This is a genomic window from Streptomyces phyllanthi (assembly GCF_009377205.1).
Lineage (GTDB): Bacteria > Actinomycetota > Actinomycetes > Streptomycetales > Streptomycetaceae > Streptomyces > Streptomyces phyllanthi.
In genome coordinates this window covers 16,411-36,494 of record NZ_VJZE01000040.1, presented here as the reverse complement: position 1 = coordinate 36,494, position 20,084 = coordinate 16,411, and the positions used below count along the sequence as shown (strand labels likewise).

Annotated in this window: 18 protein-coding genes and 2 pseudogenes; 5 read left to right on the top strand and 15 right to left on the bottom strand. The window is 71.6% G+C overall.

The window, feature by feature from the left end:
• Positions 1 to 319: 319 nt before the first annotated feature.
• The 9 genes and pseudogenes from FNH04_RS09005 to FNH04_RS08970 all read right to left on the bottom strand — a co-directional run bounded on the left by FNH04_RS09005 (position 320) and on the right by FNH04_RS08970 (position 8,538).
• Positions 320 to 1,309, bottom strand: coding sequence for an alpha/beta hydrolase (locus FNH04_RS09005; protein WP_194236608.1), 990 nt, complete (start codon positions 1,307 to 1,309; stop codon positions 320 to 322).
• A complete protein-coding gene (locus tag FNH04_RS46450; protein WP_194236607.1) occupies positions 1,306 to 2,286 on the bottom strand; it encodes a hypothetical protein in 981 nt (326 codons plus the stop codon). Before FNH04_RS46450 ends, FNH04_RS09005 begins: the two co-directional genes overlap by 4 nt.
• A 341-nt stretch (positions 2,287 to 2,627) precedes the next feature.
• Positions 2,628 to 4,670 (bottom strand): caspase family protein, encoded by a 2,043-nt coding sequence (locus FNH04_RS09000; protein WP_152782106.1) that lies wholly within the window; start codon positions 4,668 to 4,670, stop codon positions 2,628 to 2,630.
• A gap of 219 nt (positions 4,671 to 4,889) precedes the next feature.
• Positions 4,890 to 5,123 (bottom strand): hypothetical protein, encoded by a 234-nt coding sequence (locus FNH04_RS08995; protein WP_386574024.1) that lies wholly within the window; start codon positions 5,121 to 5,123, stop codon positions 4,890 to 4,892.
• Positions 5,124 to 5,185: 62 nt separating this feature from the next.
• The gene (locus tag FNH04_RS08990; protein WP_152782104.1) at positions 5,186 to 5,719 is read right to left on the bottom strand and encodes a MarR family winged helix-turn-helix transcriptional regulator; all 534 of its coding nucleotides are present in this window, start codon (positions 5,717 to 5,719) and stop codon (positions 5,186 to 5,188) included.
• 9 nt (positions 5,720 to 5,728) lie between these two features.
• Positions 5,729 to 6,099, bottom strand: a pseudogene (locus tag FNH04_RS47470) (hypothetical protein); the annotation flags it as partial.
• A 200-nt stretch (positions 6,100 to 6,299) separates the two neighbouring features.
• Entirely contained in the window at positions 6,300 to 7,184 is an 885-nt protein-coding gene (locus FNH04_RS08980) for a class I SAM-dependent methyltransferase (protein WP_322722788.1), read from the bottom strand.
• Positions 7,181 to 7,828: a TIGR04282 family arsenosugar biosynthesis glycosyltransferase gene (locus FNH04_RS08975; RefSeq protein WP_152782102.1), complete on the bottom strand. Its 648-nt coding sequence runs from the start codon at positions 7,826 to 7,828 to the stop codon at positions 7,181 to 7,183. Before FNH04_RS08975 ends, FNH04_RS08980 begins: the two co-directional genes overlap by 4 nt.
• A complete protein-coding gene (locus FNH04_RS08970; protein ID WP_322722787.1) occupies positions 7,825 to 8,538 on the bottom strand; it encodes a glycosyltransferase family 2 protein in 714 nt (237 codons plus the stop codon). Before FNH04_RS08970 ends, FNH04_RS08975 begins: the two co-directional genes overlap by 4 nt.
• Before the next feature lie 139 nt (positions 8,539 to 8,677).
• Here FNH04_RS08970 and FNH04_RS08965 point away from each other — a divergent pair, with 139 nt between their 5' ends.
• Both FNH04_RS08965 and FNH04_RS08960 read left to right on the top strand, forming a co-directional pair.
• Positions 8,678 to 9,406: a response regulator transcription factor gene (locus FNH04_RS08965; RefSeq protein WP_322722786.1), complete on the top strand. Its 729-nt coding sequence runs from the start codon at positions 8,678 to 8,680 to the stop codon at positions 9,404 to 9,406.
• Positions 9,403 to 10,515 (top strand): sensor histidine kinase, encoded by a 1,113-nt coding sequence (locus FNH04_RS08960; RefSeq protein ID WP_322722784.1) that lies wholly within the window; start codon positions 9,403 to 9,405, stop codon positions 10,513 to 10,515. The genes FNH04_RS08965 and FNH04_RS08960 overlap by 4 nt, the downstream gene beginning before the upstream one ends.
• 124 nt (positions 10,516 to 10,639) lie before the next feature.
• Here the strand turns inward: FNH04_RS08960 and FNH04_RS08955 are convergent, their stop codons facing one another.
• From FNH04_RS08955 to FNH04_RS08935, 5 genes and pseudogenes are all read right to left on the bottom strand, one after another.
• Positions 10,640 to 11,692 carry an NAD-dependent epimerase/dehydratase family protein gene (locus FNH04_RS08955; RefSeq protein WP_152782100.1) on the bottom strand — a complete coding sequence of 351 codons (1,053 nt, stop codon included), beginning with the start codon at positions 11,690 to 11,692 and terminating at the stop codon, positions 10,640 to 10,642.
• A gap of 52 nt (positions 11,693 to 11,744) precedes the next feature.
• On the bottom strand, positions 11,745 to 12,365 hold the full coding sequence (locus FNH04_RS08950) for a hypothetical protein (protein WP_152782098.1): 621 nt from the start codon (positions 12,363 to 12,365) through the stop codon (positions 11,745 to 11,747).
• Between the two features lie 94 nt (positions 12,366 to 12,459).
• On the bottom strand, positions 12,460 to 12,858 hold the full coding sequence (locus tag FNH04_RS08945; RefSeq protein WP_152782096.1) for a hypothetical protein: 399 nt from the start codon (positions 12,856 to 12,858) through the stop codon (positions 12,460 to 12,462).
• Complete coding sequence (locus FNH04_RS08940) at positions 12,855 to 13,991, bottom strand: molybdopterin-dependent oxidoreductase (RefSeq protein ID WP_152782094.1); 1,137 nt, start codon at positions 13,989 to 13,991, stop codon at positions 12,855 to 12,857. Before FNH04_RS08940 ends, FNH04_RS08945 begins: the two co-directional genes overlap by 4 nt.
• Before the next feature lie 123 nt (positions 13,992 to 14,114).
• Positions 14,115 to 14,525 (bottom strand): annotated as a pseudogene (locus FNH04_RS08935) (DUF1996 domain-containing protein); the annotation flags it as partial.
• 143 nt (positions 14,526 to 14,668) lie between these two features.
• Here FNH04_RS08935 and FNH04_RS08930 point away from each other — a divergent pair.
• On the top strand, positions 14,669 to 16,075 hold the full coding sequence (locus FNH04_RS08930; protein WP_322722783.1) for a hypothetical protein: 1,407 nt from the start codon (positions 14,669 to 14,671) through the stop codon (positions 16,073 to 16,075).
• A 274-nt stretch (positions 16,076 to 16,349) separates the two neighbouring features.
• Here FNH04_RS08930 and FNH04_RS08925 read toward each other — a convergent pair whose 3' ends face one another.
• Positions 16,350 to 17,333: a hypothetical protein gene (locus FNH04_RS08925; RefSeq protein ID WP_152782092.1), complete on the bottom strand. Its 984-nt coding sequence runs from the start codon at positions 17,331 to 17,333 to the stop codon at positions 16,350 to 16,352.
• 806 nt (positions 17,334 to 18,139) lie between these two features.
• Here FNH04_RS08925 and FNH04_RS08920 point away from each other — a divergent pair.
• Positions 18,140 to 19,252 (top strand): PucR family transcriptional regulator, encoded by a 1,113-nt coding sequence (locus FNH04_RS08920; RefSeq protein WP_194236605.1) that lies wholly within the window; start codon positions 18,140 to 18,142, stop codon positions 19,250 to 19,252.
• Positions 19,239 to 19,754 (top strand): winged helix-turn-helix transcriptional regulator, encoded by a 516-nt coding sequence (locus FNH04_RS08915; RefSeq protein WP_152782088.1) that lies wholly within the window; start codon positions 19,239 to 19,241, stop codon positions 19,752 to 19,754. The genes FNH04_RS08920 and FNH04_RS08915 overlap by 14 nt, the downstream gene beginning before the upstream one ends.
• Positions 19,755 to 20,084 lie beyond the last annotated feature (330 nt).

Sequence of the window (20,084 nt, the reverse complement as noted above, 5' to 3'; positions counted from 1 at the left end):
CAGCAGAGCCGCGCACATCGTCACGGTCCCGCAGACCAACCGGGCTCTCGCATACGTCACGATCCCACCCCCTCGTCGCGTGCCTGCCTTCCCCCGCTCCCCTGGCAGCCGCCGACTCCGCGGCAGACGCCGCTCACCGCGCAGGCAGCCACCTCATGCCGGTAGCGATGCCACGCCGGCACTGGATGGTTCCCCAACGCCCTCTTGTTTCACGGTAGTTCAGAAGGCGTCCGGGGTGTACCCGGTTCGGCGCGGGCCGCATGAGTGCCCATGGCGCACTGTTGGGGCGCAGACGCCCTACGCCCGACCATCAGCCAGGTCAGCGTGCGTGATTGGCCAATGAGAGAAGCAGGTGCGCCGACTCGGGGCGGAAGTAGTCGGAGTGGGCACCCTCGATGCGCAGGGGCGAGCTGCGGTAGTAGGCGCCGGCGTCGATGTTGACGAGCCGGCCGACGGGGAAGGCGTAGCTCTCGGTCGTGGGGTGCAGGCGCATGGTGTGGAGGTGCTCCTGCGGTCCGGTCGCCCCCATGAAACCCACGCCGTTGTGTCCGTCCTCTGTCTGGCGGTGCCACAGGCCGAGGGCGCGGTCGTGAGGAGAGAACGTCATGGCGACGGGGGCGTTGAGCACGCTGTCATCGAGCAGGCGGGTGTAGGGGGCGGTGGTGAAGGCATCCGCGGGGGCGGCCATCTGGAAGACGGTGAGGCTGTCGAGGGTCCAGGGGTACGCGTCGGACTTCCACGGCCAGGCGAACGTGTCCGGGCCCGGGGCCAGGCGGTTGCTGGCCTGCTCGATGGCGTGGGTGAGGAAGCGTCCGCCGAAGGAGTGGCCGACGGCGTGCAGGTATTGCCCGTAGGCACTGCGCAAGACGTCCGGGCCGGTTTCGGGCAGGGCGCGGTGCTCGTTGAAGTAACCCAGGACAGAGGCCAGTACATGAGAGGCGTGTCCGCTCTGCGCCATGGCGGCCGTCCGCTCTCGGATGGTGCGATACCCGGACTTGGTCGCCGCGCTGCCCGACGGCCAGCGCACGCACACGAACTGGGGCCGGAACGGGTCGATGCGCGGATAGGCATGCGGTTGCTGCTCCGCCAGCTCCTCCACCAGTTGGAAGAGCCGTGCAGCCGCGTTCTCGGCCCTGTCGTTGCTCGTACGCCATCCGTGGACGTAGAGGAAGATGTCCGTGGTGTCCTCGTGGAGCCGCAGGTGGTTCTCGATGACCGCCGGCACCTGTTCGGTTGGAACCGGTTCGCCATGGTGGGGGTCGAGGAGGTGACCGCTGTCATTGAGGTCGAGCAGGTCCATTGCTGTCATGCCGGCTCCCTGGCTGCGGCGGACGCGTCCACGAGCCGGTTGTCGATGCCCCGGAGCAGAGTGAAGACCAGGCCCAGGGGCGTGGCGTGGGTGGTCAGGAATTCCTGAGTGAGGCTGCGTGCCACGGCAGCGGCGCGCTCGCCCTTGAAGAACTCCTCGAAGAAGCGGCAGGTGTACAGGCTGCCGAAGTTCTTGGGTATCTCTATCTCGGGGCCTATCAGGCATCCGACTCCGAGGTCGAACAGGGGGCGGCCGAGCCCTTCGTGGACGAAGGTTCTGGTGCGGCCGCCCTCGCAGACCATCATGAAGCACAGTGGATCGGGGAGCCGTTCCTGCCTGGTGGTGCGCCAGTATTCAAGGTCGGAGCTGCAGATGGACTCGCCGTCGGTGAGAGTGAGCCGAGCCTGCGTCGCGCCTCGCTGGTCCTGGCGCTCACCGCAGCCGTGGGCACCGAAGACCATGATGTGGTCGCGCACTCGTGGGTCGCTCAACGCCTCGGCGAGGTCCTGCTTGCACGAGCGTTCGGAGACGTCGGCGTGGGTCTCGATGACGGCGCGCACGGCGCCGATGGGGCCGGTACCCGGTGCGTCGCCGTTCTGCATGCGCAGATCGAACTGAAGTCCCGCCTGGGGCCGTTCCGTTCCGTGTTCGATGAGGGGGTGGTAGTTCTCCACGAATCCGAGGGTGTGCTCGATGAGGTGTGTGTAGCCGAGAAAGCCCTTCCAGTCCCACGCCGCGGACCTCTGCGGCAGCCGGGTTTCCGGGTCGGGCGGAAGGTAGAGCATTCCCCACGGCAAAAAGAGGTCGTTGGACGTGATCGTCACGATTTGCGGGCGCGACCTGAGCGCGTCGCAGAGGGCCTTACGCAGGCGGGAAAGCCCCGCGTCTCCGCAGGAGAAGAGGAACTCGAACAGAGCGTGTCCCGACCGGGCCAGGACGAGGCCGATATCGGCCAGCGCGGCTTGGGCGCTGTCCATGCCCAGATCCGTGGCGGGGGATCCGTTGAAAATGTAGTCCCGAGTGCCCGGTCTCCGACGGTTGACCACAGTCTCCAGCCAGGTCCGAAGCAGTGATCCGACCTCGGACGCGATTTCCTCCCTGCTGCGATGGATCACCCCGCGGAAAGGGGCGTTTCCATCGAACGGCAAAGCGTCTCCCCACGCCATGACGTCATACGCCCTTCCACCGTCGAGGAGGTCGAACGTGAGGAAGAGGCTGCGCCGCACGCACTGCTCGGAAGGCAGGCGGGGCAGAGCGCGCAGCGAATCGTACGGGTCAGCGGTGACGGTGTAGTCCAGTTCATGTTCTCGCGACATCGCTAGAGCTTGGAACCCTCCGCCTCGGCCACTGGGAGCACTGTTCTCAACTGCTGGATCAAGGCCCCGTCGGCGCGCCGTAGGACATCGATGCGCAGAGCCACCGGATCGTGCGACTGCGGGATCACACGGAAGTCGCTCGGAGGAGACCCGCGTTCATCGGTGAGATGGGTGTGGATGAGGGACGGCCGCACGATCGCCGCTGAGGCTTCGATCCGGAGCGTGATGTCCAGAGGTGCGTCATCGGTCGCCTCCGGCGCTGTGGACTTGCCCGACTCGCCCTCATCGAGGGGCTGATACCGGAAGGTGACACGGACGCCTGCCTCCACCGTCGCGGCGGCATCGTCTTCGACCACACGGAGACGGGCCCGGTGGCCGCGGCGCCGGCGAGGCTTCGGCGGCGACGCCTCCCCGTGCACCGAGTCGTCCGGCTCCGAGGGGCGCGGGACTTCCTCGGCCGGGGCGGCGGCGACCGGTCCGACGAGTGATGTGTAGAGGTGGTCCGACAACAGCCAACGCGCCACGTCCGAGTCGGGGGACGTCAGCATGGCCGCCGGATGTGCCAGCCACGGCGACACGGGGCCCTGATCGTCGAGGCAGCTGATCTCAAGGCCCGGGAAGTAGAACTTCCAGGGAACATGGCCGGCCGGTTGCTGAAGACCTCGCTCGACCAGAGCCGTGAACGCCGACCACGCGGAGGTGGACCACTGCTCCCGTGCGGACAGCGCCAGGGGGTCGCGGGCGAGAAGTCGGCTCGACGTCCCCGAGGTGTTCCAGGTGATCGCCAGCTGTGTGAATCCGGGCCGTTTGCCCCATGGTGGACGAGAAGGATCGTCCGCGTACTCGTCCGGCTGCGCCTGATGTCCCGTGAAGGCTTGGCAGGCGTCGATCAGCAGGGTCACCCGCTCGGCCCTCGTACGTCGCAGGTCCCTGACCAAGTCGCTTATGGAGATGGTCTCCTGTCCTGCGAGTCCCAGGCGCAGGTCGAGACCGTCAGCACCCGCGTCGACCGTCCCACAACTCGACACGTACACCAGGAGCATGTTGCGGCTGTGTTCGGCCATGTCCTCCAGACACCGACGCAGCGTCTTCCGCGTCGGCGGAGTGTCGAGCAGGGTGGAACTGCGAGCGGTGAACCCGCAACGGCTCTTCAGCAGTGCCTGGTAGACCCTGTTCGCGTCACGGGAGGGCTGCACGGGGGCTGCGGCAGCGCCCGTGTGAACGGCGCCGGCCACGGCCAGGGCGAAGCGTCTCACATCGGTCGTGAGCTGCGTCGAGGTCGTTCGAGCGGGCAGGAGGCCGGAACCCTCGCGGAGGGCCGCGGTCGCTGCCGGGACCAGTGGTCTGAGGAACGCGGCCGAGTTCCTCAGACAGGGACGCCGGTAGCCGCTGCGGTCGAGCTCCAGGCCCACCCGCCGGGACAGTGTTTCCAGACGCAGCTCGTCGGACGGGGTGCCGGAACCGATCTGTAACTGCGCGATCAGCTGGCGTGTGAAGACCGAAAGACCATGGCTGTTGGCCGCGAACCCGGTTGGAGTGGCGCCCATCGACGACAACACCGCCACGCCGCTTCGCGACACGCGCTCGACCGCGCGCCGGATAAGCGTGTCGTACTGCCCGGAAACGATCCCCGTGGAGGCGGAGAAGCAGGCGTCGAGAATCAGGAGCCGGTCTGCGGTAGCGGTGCGACCCGCGGTCATGGCCTCCGCCACCCGACGTGCCGGCACCCATGTGGTCAGGTCACCGGGCCGTGAACCAGACAGCGCGAGGTAGAGCGTGCCCTCGGAGGACAGGGTGGCGTGCCCCGTCCAATATACGATCAGGCCGCCTTCACCCGTCGACGCTTCCGTCAGGTGGCCCAGCAGGCTCTCTTCTGCCGCCGGCTGGACCGTCCGGCACAGGTCCGGCGAGAGTCCTCCGACCAACGGGTCGGTCAGCGCCTCGTGTAACGCGCTGACATTGCGCTCGGCGCCTGGGGGCAGAGGCAGACCGGACTGGGGAGAAGAATCAGAACCGACCAAGAGAGCACGCGTCGCGCCCGCCATAGTGCCCCCCACTGTGCGTCTTCCGCCTGTCAGCGTAACGCCAAGGCCCCGGCCGGCGGCAGTAGTTGAGCTACTCCTCTGCAGGCCGGCCGGGTGATCTCGTGACGATGCGGCATATTTACGCGACAAGCAGGTGGACACCTGCCGGAACCACGAGACCAGGACCGGGTGAAGAGCAGCGGCCGGGGCGTTCGCGACCGCCCAGGAAGTCGTCCACTGTCAGCCGGCTCTCAAGGGGTCTGCGCCCGGCACCTCCGCCTTGATGAGGCGTCGGCGCAGGGTGTCCGCGAACTCCTCCGCCCGCGCCAGCTGGGTGCGCAGATCCGCCACTCGCTGCTGCGCGACCTCCTCGAAGCCCCGCACCCGCGCCAGGAGCTCCTCCCGCTCCTCGACGGGCGTGTCGTCGGCGTCGAGGCGGTCGGTGGCCTCCAGCAGGGCGCGCCGGGACGACAAGGGCCCGGCGTCGTCGTTGGGAGACCGATACACAGCCGAGCCCTCGGAAGGGGGCGGGACGTTCAGGTTCCGCGCCCTGCCAGGGCCTCCACCCAGCCCAGGGGATATGCCTCGGCGTCGTCCGCCGCCGGGGCCGGGGGCTCTCCTCCCGCCTCGTTGAAGGCGGTGAGCGCCTCGACCATCGCCGCCCGCTGCTGCGGGGCGAGCCGTTCGACGATCGTGGCGATCTCGGCACGACGCCGGTCGGTGACATCGGTGACGATACGCCGACCGTCGTCGGTGAGACGCAGCAGGGTTTCGCGGCGGTTGCGGGGGTTGGTCTGCCGGTCGGCGAGCCCGGCGGCGATGAGCCGGTCGATCATGCGCATGGCGGTTGACGGCGCCACCTGCAGCGCTTCGGCGAGGGTGACCAGCTTGGTGGCGCCTTTCGTGGAGAGCACGACCAGCATCCGGAACTGCGGGAGCGTCACCCGGTCCTCGACCTCGGCAAGCGAACGGGCGGAGACCGCGACCAGCAACCGCGAGGCGGTCAGCACCGCACGGGTCACCGCGTCGACATCGTCCACGCCACTGTCAGGGGTCTTATGTTCCGGCATGCAGCCTTTCTACCTGCCGGACGCTCCGCCCGCTGACCCGATGAGAACAGATTTTCCACTCTCATGACCATTCCCGTGGCCGTGGCCGTGGTAGCGCAGGAGCAGCATCGCGGCGTCGTCATGCGCAGGCCCGCCGACGTGCCGCACCACGTCCTCGCGCAGCGCGTCCAGGGCGCTGTGCGCGTCGGGATCCTTGAGCCCTCGCCCGGCGCGAACCCCACCCGGAAGGGCTTCGGACTCTCGTGCCCGTGCGCGCCCAGACCCAGGGGGAGCGTGTGCGACGGCGGCTGCGGGAAGTCGGTGGTGCCGTCCCGGCGTACGAGCATGGGCGCCGGATGGCCGTAGTCGAGGAAGACAGCCTCGTGGTGGCCGGACTCGGCGAATTTGCGCACCACCGTGGCGACGTGTGCCGCTTGCCTGAACGGCTTTCTGCGTGCCGTCCTCGCCGAGCAGCCCGCTCCCGGCCCGGCCGCGCCGGTTCCGGGGCGCGCGCGAGCCTCGCACGTCCCTGGAGCAGGTACTCGACATCGGGGTTCACGGGCCGACGAAGCGGGTGTCCGTGTGCGCGATGCCCGATCCCTCAGGGCCGCGTACGTGTCGCGTCCCCTCGTGTGGACCGTTGCCCGGGGGCCGAGCGGCCGATCGCCCGGAGTTGCGGCACCGGCAGCTCGTCGAACCCTGTGTCCGCGCGGTGGAGTTCCACGAACGTCCTGTCGGCGCTCCATCGGCCGGTGAGGATCCAGCCGGTGGAGTCGGCGGCGTGGAGGAGGCCGGTCGCGCCGACGCGGGCCCAGGGAAAGGGGCGTCCGTGGCGGCCGTGGGCGTCCTCGACGCGGACGGTGAGACGCTGGTCCACGTCGTCGTCGGCCGCCTCGGCCAGCAGACGGCCACCGGGGCGGACGAGGTCGCGCAGGCGGGCGAGCAGGGCCACCGGGTCGCCGCCGATACCGACGTTGCCGTCCATCAGCAGGATGGTGCCCCAGCGGCCCTCTCTCGGCAGGCGGTCGAAGACGGAGCGCCGCAGGGCGGCTCCGCCGTGACGCCGGGTCAGGGCGACGGCGGCCGGGCTGACGTCCACGCCGAGGGCTGGAACGCCGCGTGCGGCCAGGGCGGCCACCAAGCGCCCGGGTCCGCAGCCGACGTCCAGCACGGGACCGGCGCAACGACGCAGCACGCTGGTGTCGGCGGCGTCGGGGGCGGCGCACCAGCGCTCCACATCCAGCGCGATCAGCTCCGCCACCCCGTAGGCGTGGGGTTCCACGCGGCGCAGGTACAGCGGACCGCGGCCGGTGCGCAGGGCTTGGGCGTAGGGGTCGTCCGTCCAGGGCTCGCCCGGCTCCACGGGCGGAACGAGATCGGGAGAGTCGGGAGAGAGCGGGATCCCGGTCTGTGGCTGGGGCGCCGCCGCGTCCGGGTCGTTCCACTCGGCGGTGGGGATCTCCATACCGATTGCCGCGCCGCTCACCGGGCGACCTCCGCGAGCGAGGCCAGGACGGTGGCGAAGTGCGAACCGGGCGGGCAGAGGCCGACCACCGAGGCGGCGTCGGCCGCGGTGTCGACGTCCCTCAGCAGCGGCAGGTCATGGACCGTCAGCCCCGCCTCGGCGAGCCTGCGCCGCTGGATCACGCCGGTACGGTCGGTGGACATCGGTACGCCCCGCACGAGGGATCCGGCGCGGGAGGGGTCGGCGAGGCCGAGGGCCCAGAATCCGCCGTCGGCGGCCGGGCCGAACCAGGCGTCGTGACCGTCCCTGCCGACATCGGCCAGCAGGTCGGCGGTGAGCTGCGGGGTGTCCATGCCGACCAGCAGTGCGGGCCCGTCGTCGCAGACGGCGAAGGCGCCCGCGATCCGCTCGTCCAGCCCTCCGGACACCTGCCGGACGACTTCGAAGCCCGGCGGCAGCCAGGGACCGGGGGTTCCGTCGAGGACGAGGACCCGGCGCCGGGCAGGGACCTGGAGCATCGTGTGGAGGGTGTCGGTGAGGGCCGCCTCGGCCAGGGCGGCCGCCTCGTGCGGTGTGCAGGGCGGGGTGAGCCGGGTCTTGACGCGGCCGGGGACCGGTTCCTTCGCGATGACCAGCAGTGTGGCCGCTCCCGTGGTGGCGGTCATCGCGCGCCTCCCGGAACCGGCGTGTCCGGGCCGGTGGCGGGGTGCTCGGCGAGGACGGCGCGCATGTCGCGGACCGCCTGACAGGTGCCGCGCCAGGTGCCGGTGACCTTCGAACGGCCCGTACGCGGGTGGTACGGCACGTCCGTCTCCCGGATGCGCCAGCCGGCGTCGGCGGCGCGGACCACCATCTGCAGCGGGTAGCCGGAGCGCCGGTCGGTCAGGTCGAGGTCCAGCAACGCCTCGCGGCGAGCCGCGCGCATCGGGCCCAGGTCACGCAGGCGCAGACCGGTACGGCGGCGGATCAGGCGGGCCAGTTCGAGATGGGCGAGCCGGGCGTGCATGGGCCAGGCTCCGAGTGTGGTGGGGCGGCGTCGGCCAAGGACCAGGTCGGCGGAGCCGTCGAGGACGGCGCCGGCAACAGCCGGCAGCAGCCGGGGGTCGAGGGAGGCGTCGCAGTCGCAGAAGCAGACGACGTCGGCCGTGGCGGCGGTCAGCCCGGCGTGGCAGGCGGCGCCGAAGCCGCGGCGCGGCTCGTGGACCACGTACGCCCCGAGTCCGCGGGCGATGTCCGGGGAGCCGTCGGTGGAGCCGTTGTCGACGACGATCGCGCGCCAGGTGGGCGGGATCCGGTCCAGCACCCAGGGCAGGGCGTCCGCCTCGTCGAGGCAGGGCAGCACGACGTCCACAGGAGAGGGGGATGTCTCGATCACCCCACTCACCCTACGAACCCCAAACGGACATAAGGGACTTGCTGTCCTTACGGATCGCTGACGTCGCCGTTCCTTACGGATCGCTGACGTCCGCCGCCACTGCCGCGGGCGCCGGAACGCCGGTGCGAGACTCACTGGTGTGAAACACGTACTTGTCGTGGACGACGATCCCACCGTCTCCGAGGTCGTCGCCGGGTACCTGCACCGGGCGGGCTTCGCCGTCGACGTTGCCGCCGACGGCCTGACCGCCGTGGCCCGGGCAGCCGCCCGACCCCCCGACCTGGTGGTACTGGACCTGATGCTGCCCGGCATGGACGGGCTGGAGGTGTGCCGCCGCATCCGCGAGAACGGCCCCCTGCCCGTGATCATGCTGACGGCGCGCGGCGACCAGGAAGACCGCATTCTCGGCCTGGAGGTCGGGGCGGACGACTACGTCACCAAGCCGTTCAGCCCCCGAGAACTGGTCCTGCGCGTGGAGTCCGTACTCCGCCGCACCGGTGCCCTGACGGCAGTCCGGACCGAGCCTGCGGAGCCCGGGCTGCGCAGCGGCCCGCTCGCCCTGGATCCCACCGCCCGGCGCGCCACCCGCAACGGCGCCGAACTCGCCCTCACCATCCGGGAGTTCGACCTGCTGGAGTTCTTCCTGCGCAACCCCGGCCGGGCGACGAGCCGAGAGGAACTCATGCGCCGGGTGTGGGGCTGGGAGTTCGGCGACCTGTCCACCGTGACCGTCCACGTACGGCGGCTGCGCGAGAAGGTCGAGGACGACCCGGCCAGTCCCCGCCTGATCAGCACCGTCTGGGGCGTCGGCTACCGCTTCGACCCTCCCCGGCCGGAAGACACGGACGAGAACGGAGCCCGGCGGTGATCGGTGACACGCTGCTCATCGCCCTGTACGCGGCCATCGGCGCGGCAGTCGCCGGGCTGACCGGCGCGGTGGCCCTCCGGCTGCTGCGCAACCGGTCGGTCGCACTGTCGCTGGCCGTGGTCGCGGCCGTCACGGTCGCCGCGATGCTCGCCGGAACGATGCTGGTGTCCTGGGCGATGTTCCTCTCGGAGCACGACCTGTGGGTGGTGACGATGGTGTGCGCCATGGCCGCGGTCGCCTCCTTCGGCGTCGCCCTCCTGCTGGGCCGCAGCGTCGTCAGGGGCAGTCGGGCCCTGACCGAGGCCACCCGCGCCCTCGGCGACGACGGCAGCTTCGTCCCGCCCGCCATCGCGCCCACCGCCGAACTCGCCGAGCTGAGCCGGCAGTTGGCCGCCACCAGCGCCAGGCTGGCCGCTTCCCGGGAGCGGGAGAGGGCTCTGGAAGCCTCCCGCCGCGAGCTGGTGGCCTGGATCTCCCACGACCTGCGCACGCCGCTGGCCGGACTCCAGGCGATGACCGAGGCGCTGGAGGATGGCATGGTCGACGACCCGCGGGTCTACCACACCCGCATCCGCACCGAGGTCGAGCGCATGGGTGACATGGTCAGCGACCTGTTCGAACTCTCCCGTATCCAGGCCGGTGTCCTCGCCCTGACCCCGACCCGTATGTCGGTCTACGACCTGGTCGGCGACGCCATCGCCGGTGCCGACGCCCTGGCCAGGGAGCACGGGGTGCGGCTGGTGGGCGACCGGGTGGAACAGGTGCCGGTCGAGGTCGACGGCCGCGAGATGTCCCGTGTCCTGGCCAACCTGCTCGTCAACGCCATCCGCCGCACCCCTGCCGACGGCACCGTCGCGGTCTCCGCCCGCCGGGAGGCCGACCGAGTCGTGCTGGCGGTGACCGACGGCTGCGGCGGCATCGCCCCTGAGGACCTGCCCCGCGTCTTCGACACCGGCTGGCGCGGTACCGACGCCCGCACCCCGCCCGCCGGGGCCGGGCTGGGTCTGGCCATCGTGCGCGGCATCGTGGAGGCCCACCGGGGGCGCGCGGCCGTCTGCAACGTACCGGGCGGCTGCCGCTTCGAGGTCCACCTGCCCGCGGCGGTCTGAAGGCAGCGGAAGGGTGAGCTGAAACCCCCGGAAGGACCGGTCCGGCCGGGGGTGGGGAGCCGGCTGGTCCCTCCTTCCGGCACGCCGGTGGAGGCCGGGCCGGTCCGAGGGAGGCCGGCTGGACTCACCCGGCCCGCAGGGGTGCCGCCGCGAACTCCGCCATTCCCTCCGCGAAGGCGACCTGCGGCTTCCACCCCAGCTCCTCGCGGAGACGACGTGAGGAGGCCGTGATGTGGCGGACGTCGCCGAGCCGGAACTCCCCGGTGACGACCGGTGCCCGGTCGCCGTACGACGCGGCCAGTGCCGCGGCCATCTCCCCCACCGTGTGCGGTTCCCCGCTGCCGACGTTGTACGCCCGCAGACCACCCTCCGGAAGGCCGTCCACGCCGTCGAGCGCGGCGAGGTTGGCGCCGGCCACGTCCCGCACGTGCACGAAGTCCCGCCGCTGCCCGCCGTCCTCGAACACGCGCGGAGCCTCACCGCGCGCGAGCGCGGACCGGAACAGCGACGCGACCCCCGCGTACGGGGTGTCGCGCGGCATGCCCGGGCCGTAGACGTTGTGGTAGCGCAGCGCGGACACCCTCCCGCCCGTCGCCCGAGCCCACGCGGCGGCGAGGTGTTCCTGAGCGAGCTTCGTGGCGGCGTACACGTTGCGCGGGTCGGCGGGCGCGTCCTCGTCCACCAGCCCGGCTGCGAGCGGCTCACCGCAGTGCGGGCAGGGCGGTTCGAAGCACCCCGCCTCCAGGTCCGCGACCCGGCGCGGCCCCGGCCGGACCACACCGTGCCGGGAACACGCGTAGTGCCCCTCGCCGTACACCACCATCGAACTCGCCAGCACCAGACGCCTCACCTCGGCCTCCGCCATGCCGGCGAGCAGTACGGCGGTGCCGAGGTCGTTGCAGCCGACGTAGTCGGGCGCGTCGGCGAAGTCCTTGCCGAGCCCGACCATCGCGGCCTGGTGACAGACGGCGTCCACGCCGTGCAGGGCGTCGGCGACGGCCTCCGCGTCACGGACGTCCGCTTGCCGCCAGTCCACCCCCGGGGGGATCCGCGGGGCGGTGCGGTGGGCGGCGGGCAGCAGCGCGTCGAGGACACGCACCTCGTGCCCGGCGCCGGTGAGGGCGGTGACGATGTGCGAGCCGATGAAGCCCGCACCTCCGGTGACCAGGATCAACATGCCCCGACCGTAGGACCGTCCATCCGGTCGCGAGCCGTCGAGCGCCGGGACGTCAGCGGTTCGTAAGCCTTTCGGTCCGTCCCGTGTCCTCTGCTGTCCGGGACGTCGCCACCGTCAGCAGCGTGAAGGCAAGAGCGAAGCCGAGCATGGTGAACACGCCCCGCGGCCAGAAGATGTGGCTGTCGACGAAGGACCAGCAGGCGGCGAGCAGCACCACGGACCCCGGCAGCACCCGTGTCCCGTGCCGGCGCCACAGCACCGCGCAGGTGGCGAGACAGGCCACGGCCAGGGCGTACACCCCCGAACGGCCGAGTTCGTCGCCGATCGCGAACAGCCGCCCGGCCGCCCCGTGGATGCCATGATCCACCACCGTGCCGGCGGAGATCCCCGCCACCGCGTCGAGCCCGGAGTAGTACGCCGCGTAGACGAGGCCCCCGGACCAGGCGAGCACCGTCAAGGCGCCCTCGGCATCGCGGCCCGGCCTGCCCCACAGCGGGACGAGCAGGCCGAGAACCAGGAAGGGGAACACGGGCAGCAGAGCGATGTGCAGCGCCGCCCAGTCACCTGCCGTCGCCGCCGTCAGATGCGCGGGATGCAGCACGCCCGCGACGGCCAGCACCAGTGGCGCGGCCGTCACCAGCGCCGTCGTACGAAGAACACCGAGGGATCGCATCCGGTCACCGTAGGAGGCCGCCCGGCGCCGAGAAGGCGCCGCCGGGAGCGCGTAAGACACCCGTAAGACGGCGCGGCGTGGGCCCGCGCCCTCCTCATGACGGTGGCCGCCGGCGGGTGAGGCCACGCGCGGCCAGGACGAGCGCCGTCACAGCGGCCACGGCCACCAGCGCGATCAGCCAGTTGCGCGGATAATCCAGCGGCAGCACCGAGGAGTTGGCCGTTCGTCCCGGGCGCAGCAGCGCCGGCAGCGCCACCACCGTCAGCGCGCCCGCGACCACCAGCGCCCCGCGAACCGGACCGCGCGCACGACCGCGCACCAGCACCAGTCCGACCAGCAGCACCAGCGGCGCGATCAGCATGTCATGCAGGACGACCGCCCCGCCCAGCCAGACCAGAACGCCGGTCGGATCACGGACGTCCATCAGCAGCGACAAGCCGACGCCCATGAGCGCCGCACCCGCCGCACCCACAAGGACACGCGTCACCTTCATGACAGCACCTCCAGCCGGCCCACCCACTTGGTCTGCAGCACACCGGGGCGGTTCGGGGCGATGAGCCGCACCGGGTAGCCGTGGTCGGGGTCGAGTTCCGCTCCGTTCAGGCGCAGGGCGAGCAGGGTCAGCGGGTCGCGGGCGTGCTCATGGCCCATCTCGGAGACCCGGTAGCCGCCGCGGAGCTGCAACGACACCACCCGCACCCGCGCGTCCGGCCGCGCGCCCGCCCGCTCCAGCAGATCGGCGACCCGCACGCCCGTCCAGTGCGCCGACTTGCTCCAGCCCTCCACGCACGCGATCGGCAGCTCCACCTCGTGCTGGGGCAAAGCGCGCAGCTCCTCCAGCGTCAGGGTGTACGGCTGCGGGCCGTCCACGACCAGGCGGTACTCCTCGTCGGCGATCCGGCCGACCCCGGCCGCCGCGGCGGTCCGGTTGACGGGCAGACCCTGCGGCCCCCGGTCCGGGTGGCGGGGCGCGAACAGGATGAAGTCCTTCAGCGGGGTGAACGACTGACCGACGGTGGTGAGCGTGACTGCCCCGACGGCCGCGCCCACCGCGGCCAGCAGGGAGCGCCGGTCGGGCGCGTCCCGCGCCGGCAGGGCGAGCGTCCCGGACGACCGCCGGGTCCAATGCGCCCGGATCTGCGGAGCCTTGACCGCGATGTGCAGCAGCAGCGCCCCCACCACCAGCCACGCCACCGCGTAGTGCACCGGCACGAACGAGAACGGCCAGGGGTACCACTGGACCGTGTTCAACAGCCCGGTCGCCAGCTCGAAGACGGCGCCGGCCACCAGCACCGCGATCGACAGACGCTCCAGCGCGTGCCGGAGCGACCGCAGCGGCGGCCACGCGAACAGCCGTGGGTACACCGTCCACAGCTTGGCCGACAGCAGCGGAACCGCCGCTATGCCGGAAGCGACGTGCAGGCCCTGGGTGAGCCGGTAACCCCACGTCGGGCGACTCGGGATGCCGTCGGCCGGCCAGCCCGACGGATGTTGCATGAAGTGGCTGACCAGCCCGGTGACGAAGCACACGGCGAACGCCAGTGCCAGACAGCGGCCGATCGAGGTCGCCGTGCGGGCGTCGTGCAGCCTGCCCTTGAACACCGGCGGAGAGACACGCAGTTTCATGCCTTCATCCCACTCGGTGGCAAGCCGTTCCGGAACGTTCGGGCGCCTTACGGAACACGGACGTCGCCGGACCAGTCGGGCAGGGCCGCAGACAGGCCCGGACGGTGGCTCACCTCATCGGGGTCACTGGCACTTCCGGCCGGTGTTGATGCACTCGACCATCTGGTTCATCAGCTGCTCGTCGAAGACGTTGACGAAGTCGCCGTGGTCGGTGACCGGCTTGTGCATCTGCTCCGGGAAGCCGTCCACCGCGTAGAAGGCGCTCGACCGGCCGTTGTCGTTCGGGCTCGGCGCCTCCACGTCGTACACCAGGCGCTGCACCAGCTGCGGAACGGCCTGGAAGCCGTTCGGGCAGGCACCGGTGTCCGGGTCGGCGAACGCGACGTGGTCACGGTGGTTGGCGCTGTCGATCTTCTGGCCGTCCCAGCAGCTCTGGAACCTGGACGTCCGGACCAGACTGCTGCCCTCGGGACAGATCGGGTACTTGTCCGTCAGCTGCCGGTCCTCGAAGCCGGTGCAGCTCCACGCGGCGTCCGGGAGCGGGAAGGATGGTGACCGTACCCGCCCCGACGACAGGCCCCGGCCTTTCTGCCGACAGCGACGGTGACCCATGACGAAACGCTGACGTCCGCGCCCGGCACGGGCCCGGCCACCGCCGTCCGGCCTAACGTTCCCGCGTGACTCGTGATCTCCGCAGTGACCCGCGTGGCGACAGCGGCCTCGGCCTTCGCCGTGATCTCCGCCGCGACCTGTACGCCGTCGTGGCCGCCACGCTGCTCGTCGTGACGGCCGCGTTGGTCGGCGTCGCCATCAAACGGTCGAAGGACGTCCTACACGTCGGCTGGCCACCCCTGTACGCCAACTGGCTGCCCCACGTCGGCCCCGGCACCCCGGCCGCGCTCGCCGTCGCGGCGGCCGTCGTGGCGTACGGCCCCACCCTCGCCGCGCGCCTGCCCTGGCGCACCCTGCTGCTCGCCTCCTGGGCCACAGCCACGGCCTGGACCTTCTCCCTCGCCCTCGTCGACGGCTGGCACCGCGGCATCGCCCGACGCCTGACCACCAGGTACGAGTACCTCCAGGTCATCGACCGCTTCCACGACATCCCCGCCACCCTGCGGGACTTCACCCACCACATCCTGCTCGGCTCACCGGACAACTGGCCCCCACACATCGCCGGCCATCCCCCGGCCGCCACGCTCACCTTCGTCCTCCTCGACCGGATCGGACTGGGCGGCGGAGGGTGGGCCGGCATGTGGTGCGTCACCGTCGGCGCGACCACGGCGGCCGCTGTCCTGGTCACCGTACGGGCGCTGGCCGACGAGACCCTCGCCCGCCGGACGGCACCGTTCCTGGTGCTCGCGCCCGCCGCGGTGTGGATGGGAACGTCGGCCGACGGCTACTTCGCCGCCGTCGCCGCATGGTTCGTGGCCCTGCTCGCACTCGCGGTGACGGCACGGACGGCACACCGGTCACGGACCGCCGCATGCGGGGCGGGCCTGCTGTTCGGCCTGACCTGCTACCTCTCCTACGGACTCACGCTCTTCGCGTTGATCGGGGCGGGGGTGCTGGTGCTCGGGCGGAGGCGGATCGGCGTACTGCCCTTCCTGCTGGCCGGAGCCGCCGTCATACCACTGGTGTTCACGTTCGCGGGCTTCGACTGGTGGGAGGCGTACCACCTGCTGGTCGAGCGCTACCACCAAGGAGCGGGCGGCTTCAGGCCCTACGGCTACTGGGTGTGGGCGAACCTCGCCTGCACGGTGATGGTGGTCGGCCCGGCCACGGTGGCGGGGCTGCGACGGGCCGTCACCCTGCTCGCCCGGGAGCGCGGGCGGCTCGTGCCCGTTCGGAACATGCCCCGGCTCTCCGCCGAATTCCGCTTGGTCCTGCTCGTGCTCGCGGCGTTCCTCGCGCTCCTGGTCGCCGACCTGTCCGGGATGAGCAAGGCGGAGACCGAGCGGATCTGGCTGCCCTTCGCCCTGTGGCTGCTCGCGGTGGGTGCGCTCCTGCCCCGGCCCCGCGCCTGGCTCGCCGCGCAGGCCGGACTCGCACTGCTCCTCAACCACCTGCTGCTGACCGGCTGGTGACCCCTTCCGGGGCGGGGGTTCGGACTGCCGGCCTCGGTGACCTCCGCACGCGCCTCCCCGCCACACCGCACTCAGAGCTCGCGGGCGCGAGCGTCCTGCCGACCGAGCCCAGCAGCACGGTGACATCCGGGGCCAGGCCCTGCAGGCAGCCGACCGGGTCGCGGTCGTAGCGGAACGCGCCGTCACCGTCAGGTTGCGCGCACCGGGGCCGGCCGGGTCCTCCACCGCGATGCGCCGCCGTGCGGCCGGGGGGAGCGGCCCTGTCCCGGTGCCGTCAGCGGCAGGCGCGGACCGCCGCGGCCGGCTGCGGCCGACGGGGGGAGCGCCTGGCGGCCGTACCCGCGCCGGCCAGCGGTGTGGGGTCGCCGACCGCGGTGAGCGTGCTGGTCGCGCAGCCGAGTACGAGTTGGTACTCGGTCAGCTCCGACGAGCCGAGCACCAGATGGACGGAGGCGGCCGCGCCGCCCGCCGCGGCGATGTTGGACTCGGTACTGAAGGGCAGCCGCGGCGCCGTGGGGTTGAGGCCGAACTCCAGCCCGGTGACGCGGGCGTGGCCGGGGTCGGCGGTGAAGAGCGCCGACAGGGCCGCGGCCGCGAGTGCGGACCCGGACTCCACCGCCTTCATGCCGGTCACCGCCCCATCCTCGACCGTGAGGACCAGCGGATAGTGGGAGAGCGCGGAGAGCTTCTCGTACCACTCCTGCCGCAGACCGGGCACGGGTCGGCGCCCGTACACCACCGGACGTCCCTTGACGGCGACCCGGCCGTCCACCACGGCACCGGTCAACCGCTGGCGACCGGCCGGCGCGGCCTGCGCGACTCCCGGCCGGAAAGTGCCGGTGGCCGGTCCCTCGCCGCCGAGGCCGGTGCCGGTCACCGTGGCCAGCGAACGGGTGAGCGGGTCCGTCAGGGCCAGCCCGGCCGCCCCGGCCAGCGCGCCGGTCAGCGCCTCGGCGGTCCGCCGGATGGCCGCCGGGTCGCTCTCCTCGAGTGAGCGGAGCAGGACGCGCAGCCGGTCGTGGGTGAGCGGCCCCGTGCCGGCGCGCAGCGTGGCGACCGTGCGTCCCGGTCCGACCTCCCGCGCGGGCGCCGACAGCAGCAGGTCGTCGCCGGCCACTACGAGGACATCGCTGCCGTCGGGCACCTCCGCGCGCAGGACGTCCGTCAGCGTGCTGCCCGGGCTCGCGGTCACCTTCCGCCAGTCCTGGTAGCGGTGCGGAGGGTCGATGCGGACGATGTCCGAAAATCTCTGTTCCACTACGAGCGTGAACCGGTTCCGGCCCGTCGGATACTGGCGGTAGGAATCAGGGCGGACGATAATCATCGCGAGGCTCCCGGATGAATGGTCAATGGCTTCGGCAGGGCCGGTCGGAGCAATTCCGCTTTTCCGTCGGCAGCGAGTCGAGCGACCCTCCCAGGAGCACATTCGAGGCGACTCGGGCATGTTGTCGGTGTGGGAGGACGGCGGCATGGTAGCCGCCGGGGACTACTCGTTACCGCTCGGTTCGATCTACGAATCACTCAATACCCCGGTGATGGCCCGACGCAACGAGGTCATCGCATCTGGCCGGAAGCGATCGCATGGGTGCGGGCGGCCCCGAGGTGGAGCGGGGGATTCCGAACGCCGCCTGACCTGGGGGGTGTTGGCCGGTGCGGGCGGTACTCCGTGGCGCCGCGGAGGAGCTGGCGCCGACCGACGCGCCCACGGCTCACGTATATGCGACGAGCCGACGTGCATTTTCGGCTATCTGCGTGTCCAGGCGAACTGTCGTCGAATCCGTCGCCGCCGCATCGTCCACCGCGGGGCGAGAGGTGGCGTACGCCATGGCGTTAAGGGCTGAAGATCTGCCACTCTTACTGACGTCGTGTGCCGAACGCACCCAGCGTTTCGGGATGATGCCAGGGGGAATAATGCCCGATCAGCATCCGTACGTGCCTGTTCCCGAGGAATGTCGACGAGCGCTCACGAGTCGCCTACCCTATCTGACCGAGTCGGTCCTGAACGAATTACGGGCAACTGAACTCGCCTACCGGGACGGCACCATTCCGCCGATCGAGCCGCCGATGTGGATCAGCCGGTCGGTCGGCGCCGCGCTCGACGCCATGTCCCTCGAGTCGGCGGACGAGATCACCGACACCCTGTCCGTGGCCCGGACCACCGGGGCGCGCCGGGCTAGGCAGGGAGTGCCGATCGCGGCGCTCATCCGCGCTTACCACGTCGGCGGCCGCCTGATCAACTACACGGTCGCCCAGTGGGCCGCGGAGCAGGGACTGGCGGCGGAGCGGTCGGCCGCCTTCATGGACACCGTGCTGACGGTCGCGGAGCAGCACAGCCTCGCCGCCGTCAACGCCTACCAGGAGCTGCGGCGTTCCCTGCCGGCCGCCTCGGCCGCGGAGGGTCTGCTGCACGCCCTGCTGAACGGTGAGACCAGCGCCGTCGTGGCGGGCGAGCTGGCGCGGGAGTTGGCGTTGCCGGAGCACGGTCGGTACGCGGTGATCGTGCTGCGCCCGGGTGTGCCGGGCGGTCCGTCGCGGCCGCCGGCCGAGCTGCCCGCATGGATCGCGGGCCTGCGCACCGTGTGGCAGGCGCACCACGATGCCGCGTTCGGCATCGTGGTGCTGAAGGACGCCGGCCCGGGAGTGCTGGGCGACGGCCTGCCGGCCTCCGGTGTGCGGGTCGGGATCAGCGCCGCCGTGCCCGGCCTCACCGAGCTGGGCCGGGCACGCCGCCAGGCCGAGCTGGCGGAGCGGACGCTCGGTCGCGGGACCGGTGTCGCGCACTTCGAGGAGCGTCTGACGCAGGCGATGCTCGCCATGGCGCCGGACGTCGCCCTGCAGATGCAGTCCCGGGTGCTCGCCCCCGTGCTGGAGCTGGACGAGGCGACGCGGGACGTGCTGCTGGAGACGCTGCGTGCCTGGCGTACCGCCGAGGGGTCGATGGCCGAGGCGGCCAAAGCGCTCTACTGCCATCGCAACACCATCCTGTACCGGCTGCGCAAGCTCGAGCGCTTGACCCGGCGCTCCCTCTCGTCGCCGCACGACATGATCGAAATCGTGCTGGCGGCAGAGGCGTTCGAGCTGACGCACGGAGTGGGGGCCGCGCGCCGGGAAACGAGGGCGCAACCCTTTCCCTTAGGTAAGTTGGATATGACAACCTATCCCCATGGGAACTCCTGACCTTCCGCAGAAGCGGCTTCCGACACGCGTCGACACCCCGGGCGCACCCGGCAGGCCGTGCTCGATCGCCGCGGCGTTGAAGATCGTCGGAGAGCGCTGGGCGCTGCTCGCGGTCCGCGAGATCGGATTCGGCAACCACCGCTTCGACCAGATCGCGATCAACACCGGCGCGTCCCGGGACATCCTCACCGCGCGCCTGCGCTCGCTGGAGGCGGCCGGCGTGCTCTACCGGAGCCTGTACAACGAGCGCCCGCCGCGCTACCAGTACCACCTCACCGAGGCGGGCCGCGACCTGTTCCCGGTGCTGGCGGCTCTGCGCGACTGGGGCGACCGCTGGCTGGTCGAGGAGAAGCCGACCGTCGTCGAGCACACCTGCGGCCACGAGCTGCGTGTCGTGTCGTCCTGCGAGCACTGCGGCGGCCGGCTCGATTCCCGCGGCGGTCCGGCGGTTGCCCGCTTCCAGGCCCCCGGCTGGTCGAAGTCGGGCCCGGTGGAGGACTGACCCGGCCACGGCCGGACCCTCGGGCCTCCGGCACCGGCCTCCGAGTCCGACCGCGGCCGTGAATGCCCTGAGTCCGCCCCCGAGCCGGGCCTCAGTCAGGGGCGCCCCGTGTCCGGCCACGGCCGGGAATGCCCTGCGCTCGCCCCCGAGCCGCGCCTCAGTCGGGGGCGCCCCAAGTCCGGCCCCGAGTCCGGCCACGGTCAGGAATCCTCTCTGTCCGCCCCCGAGCCGCGCCTCGACCAGGAGCGCCCCAAGTCCGGCCACGGTCAGGAATCCTCTCTGTCCGCCCCCGAGCCGCGCCTCGACCAGGAGCGCCCCGAGTCCGGCCAT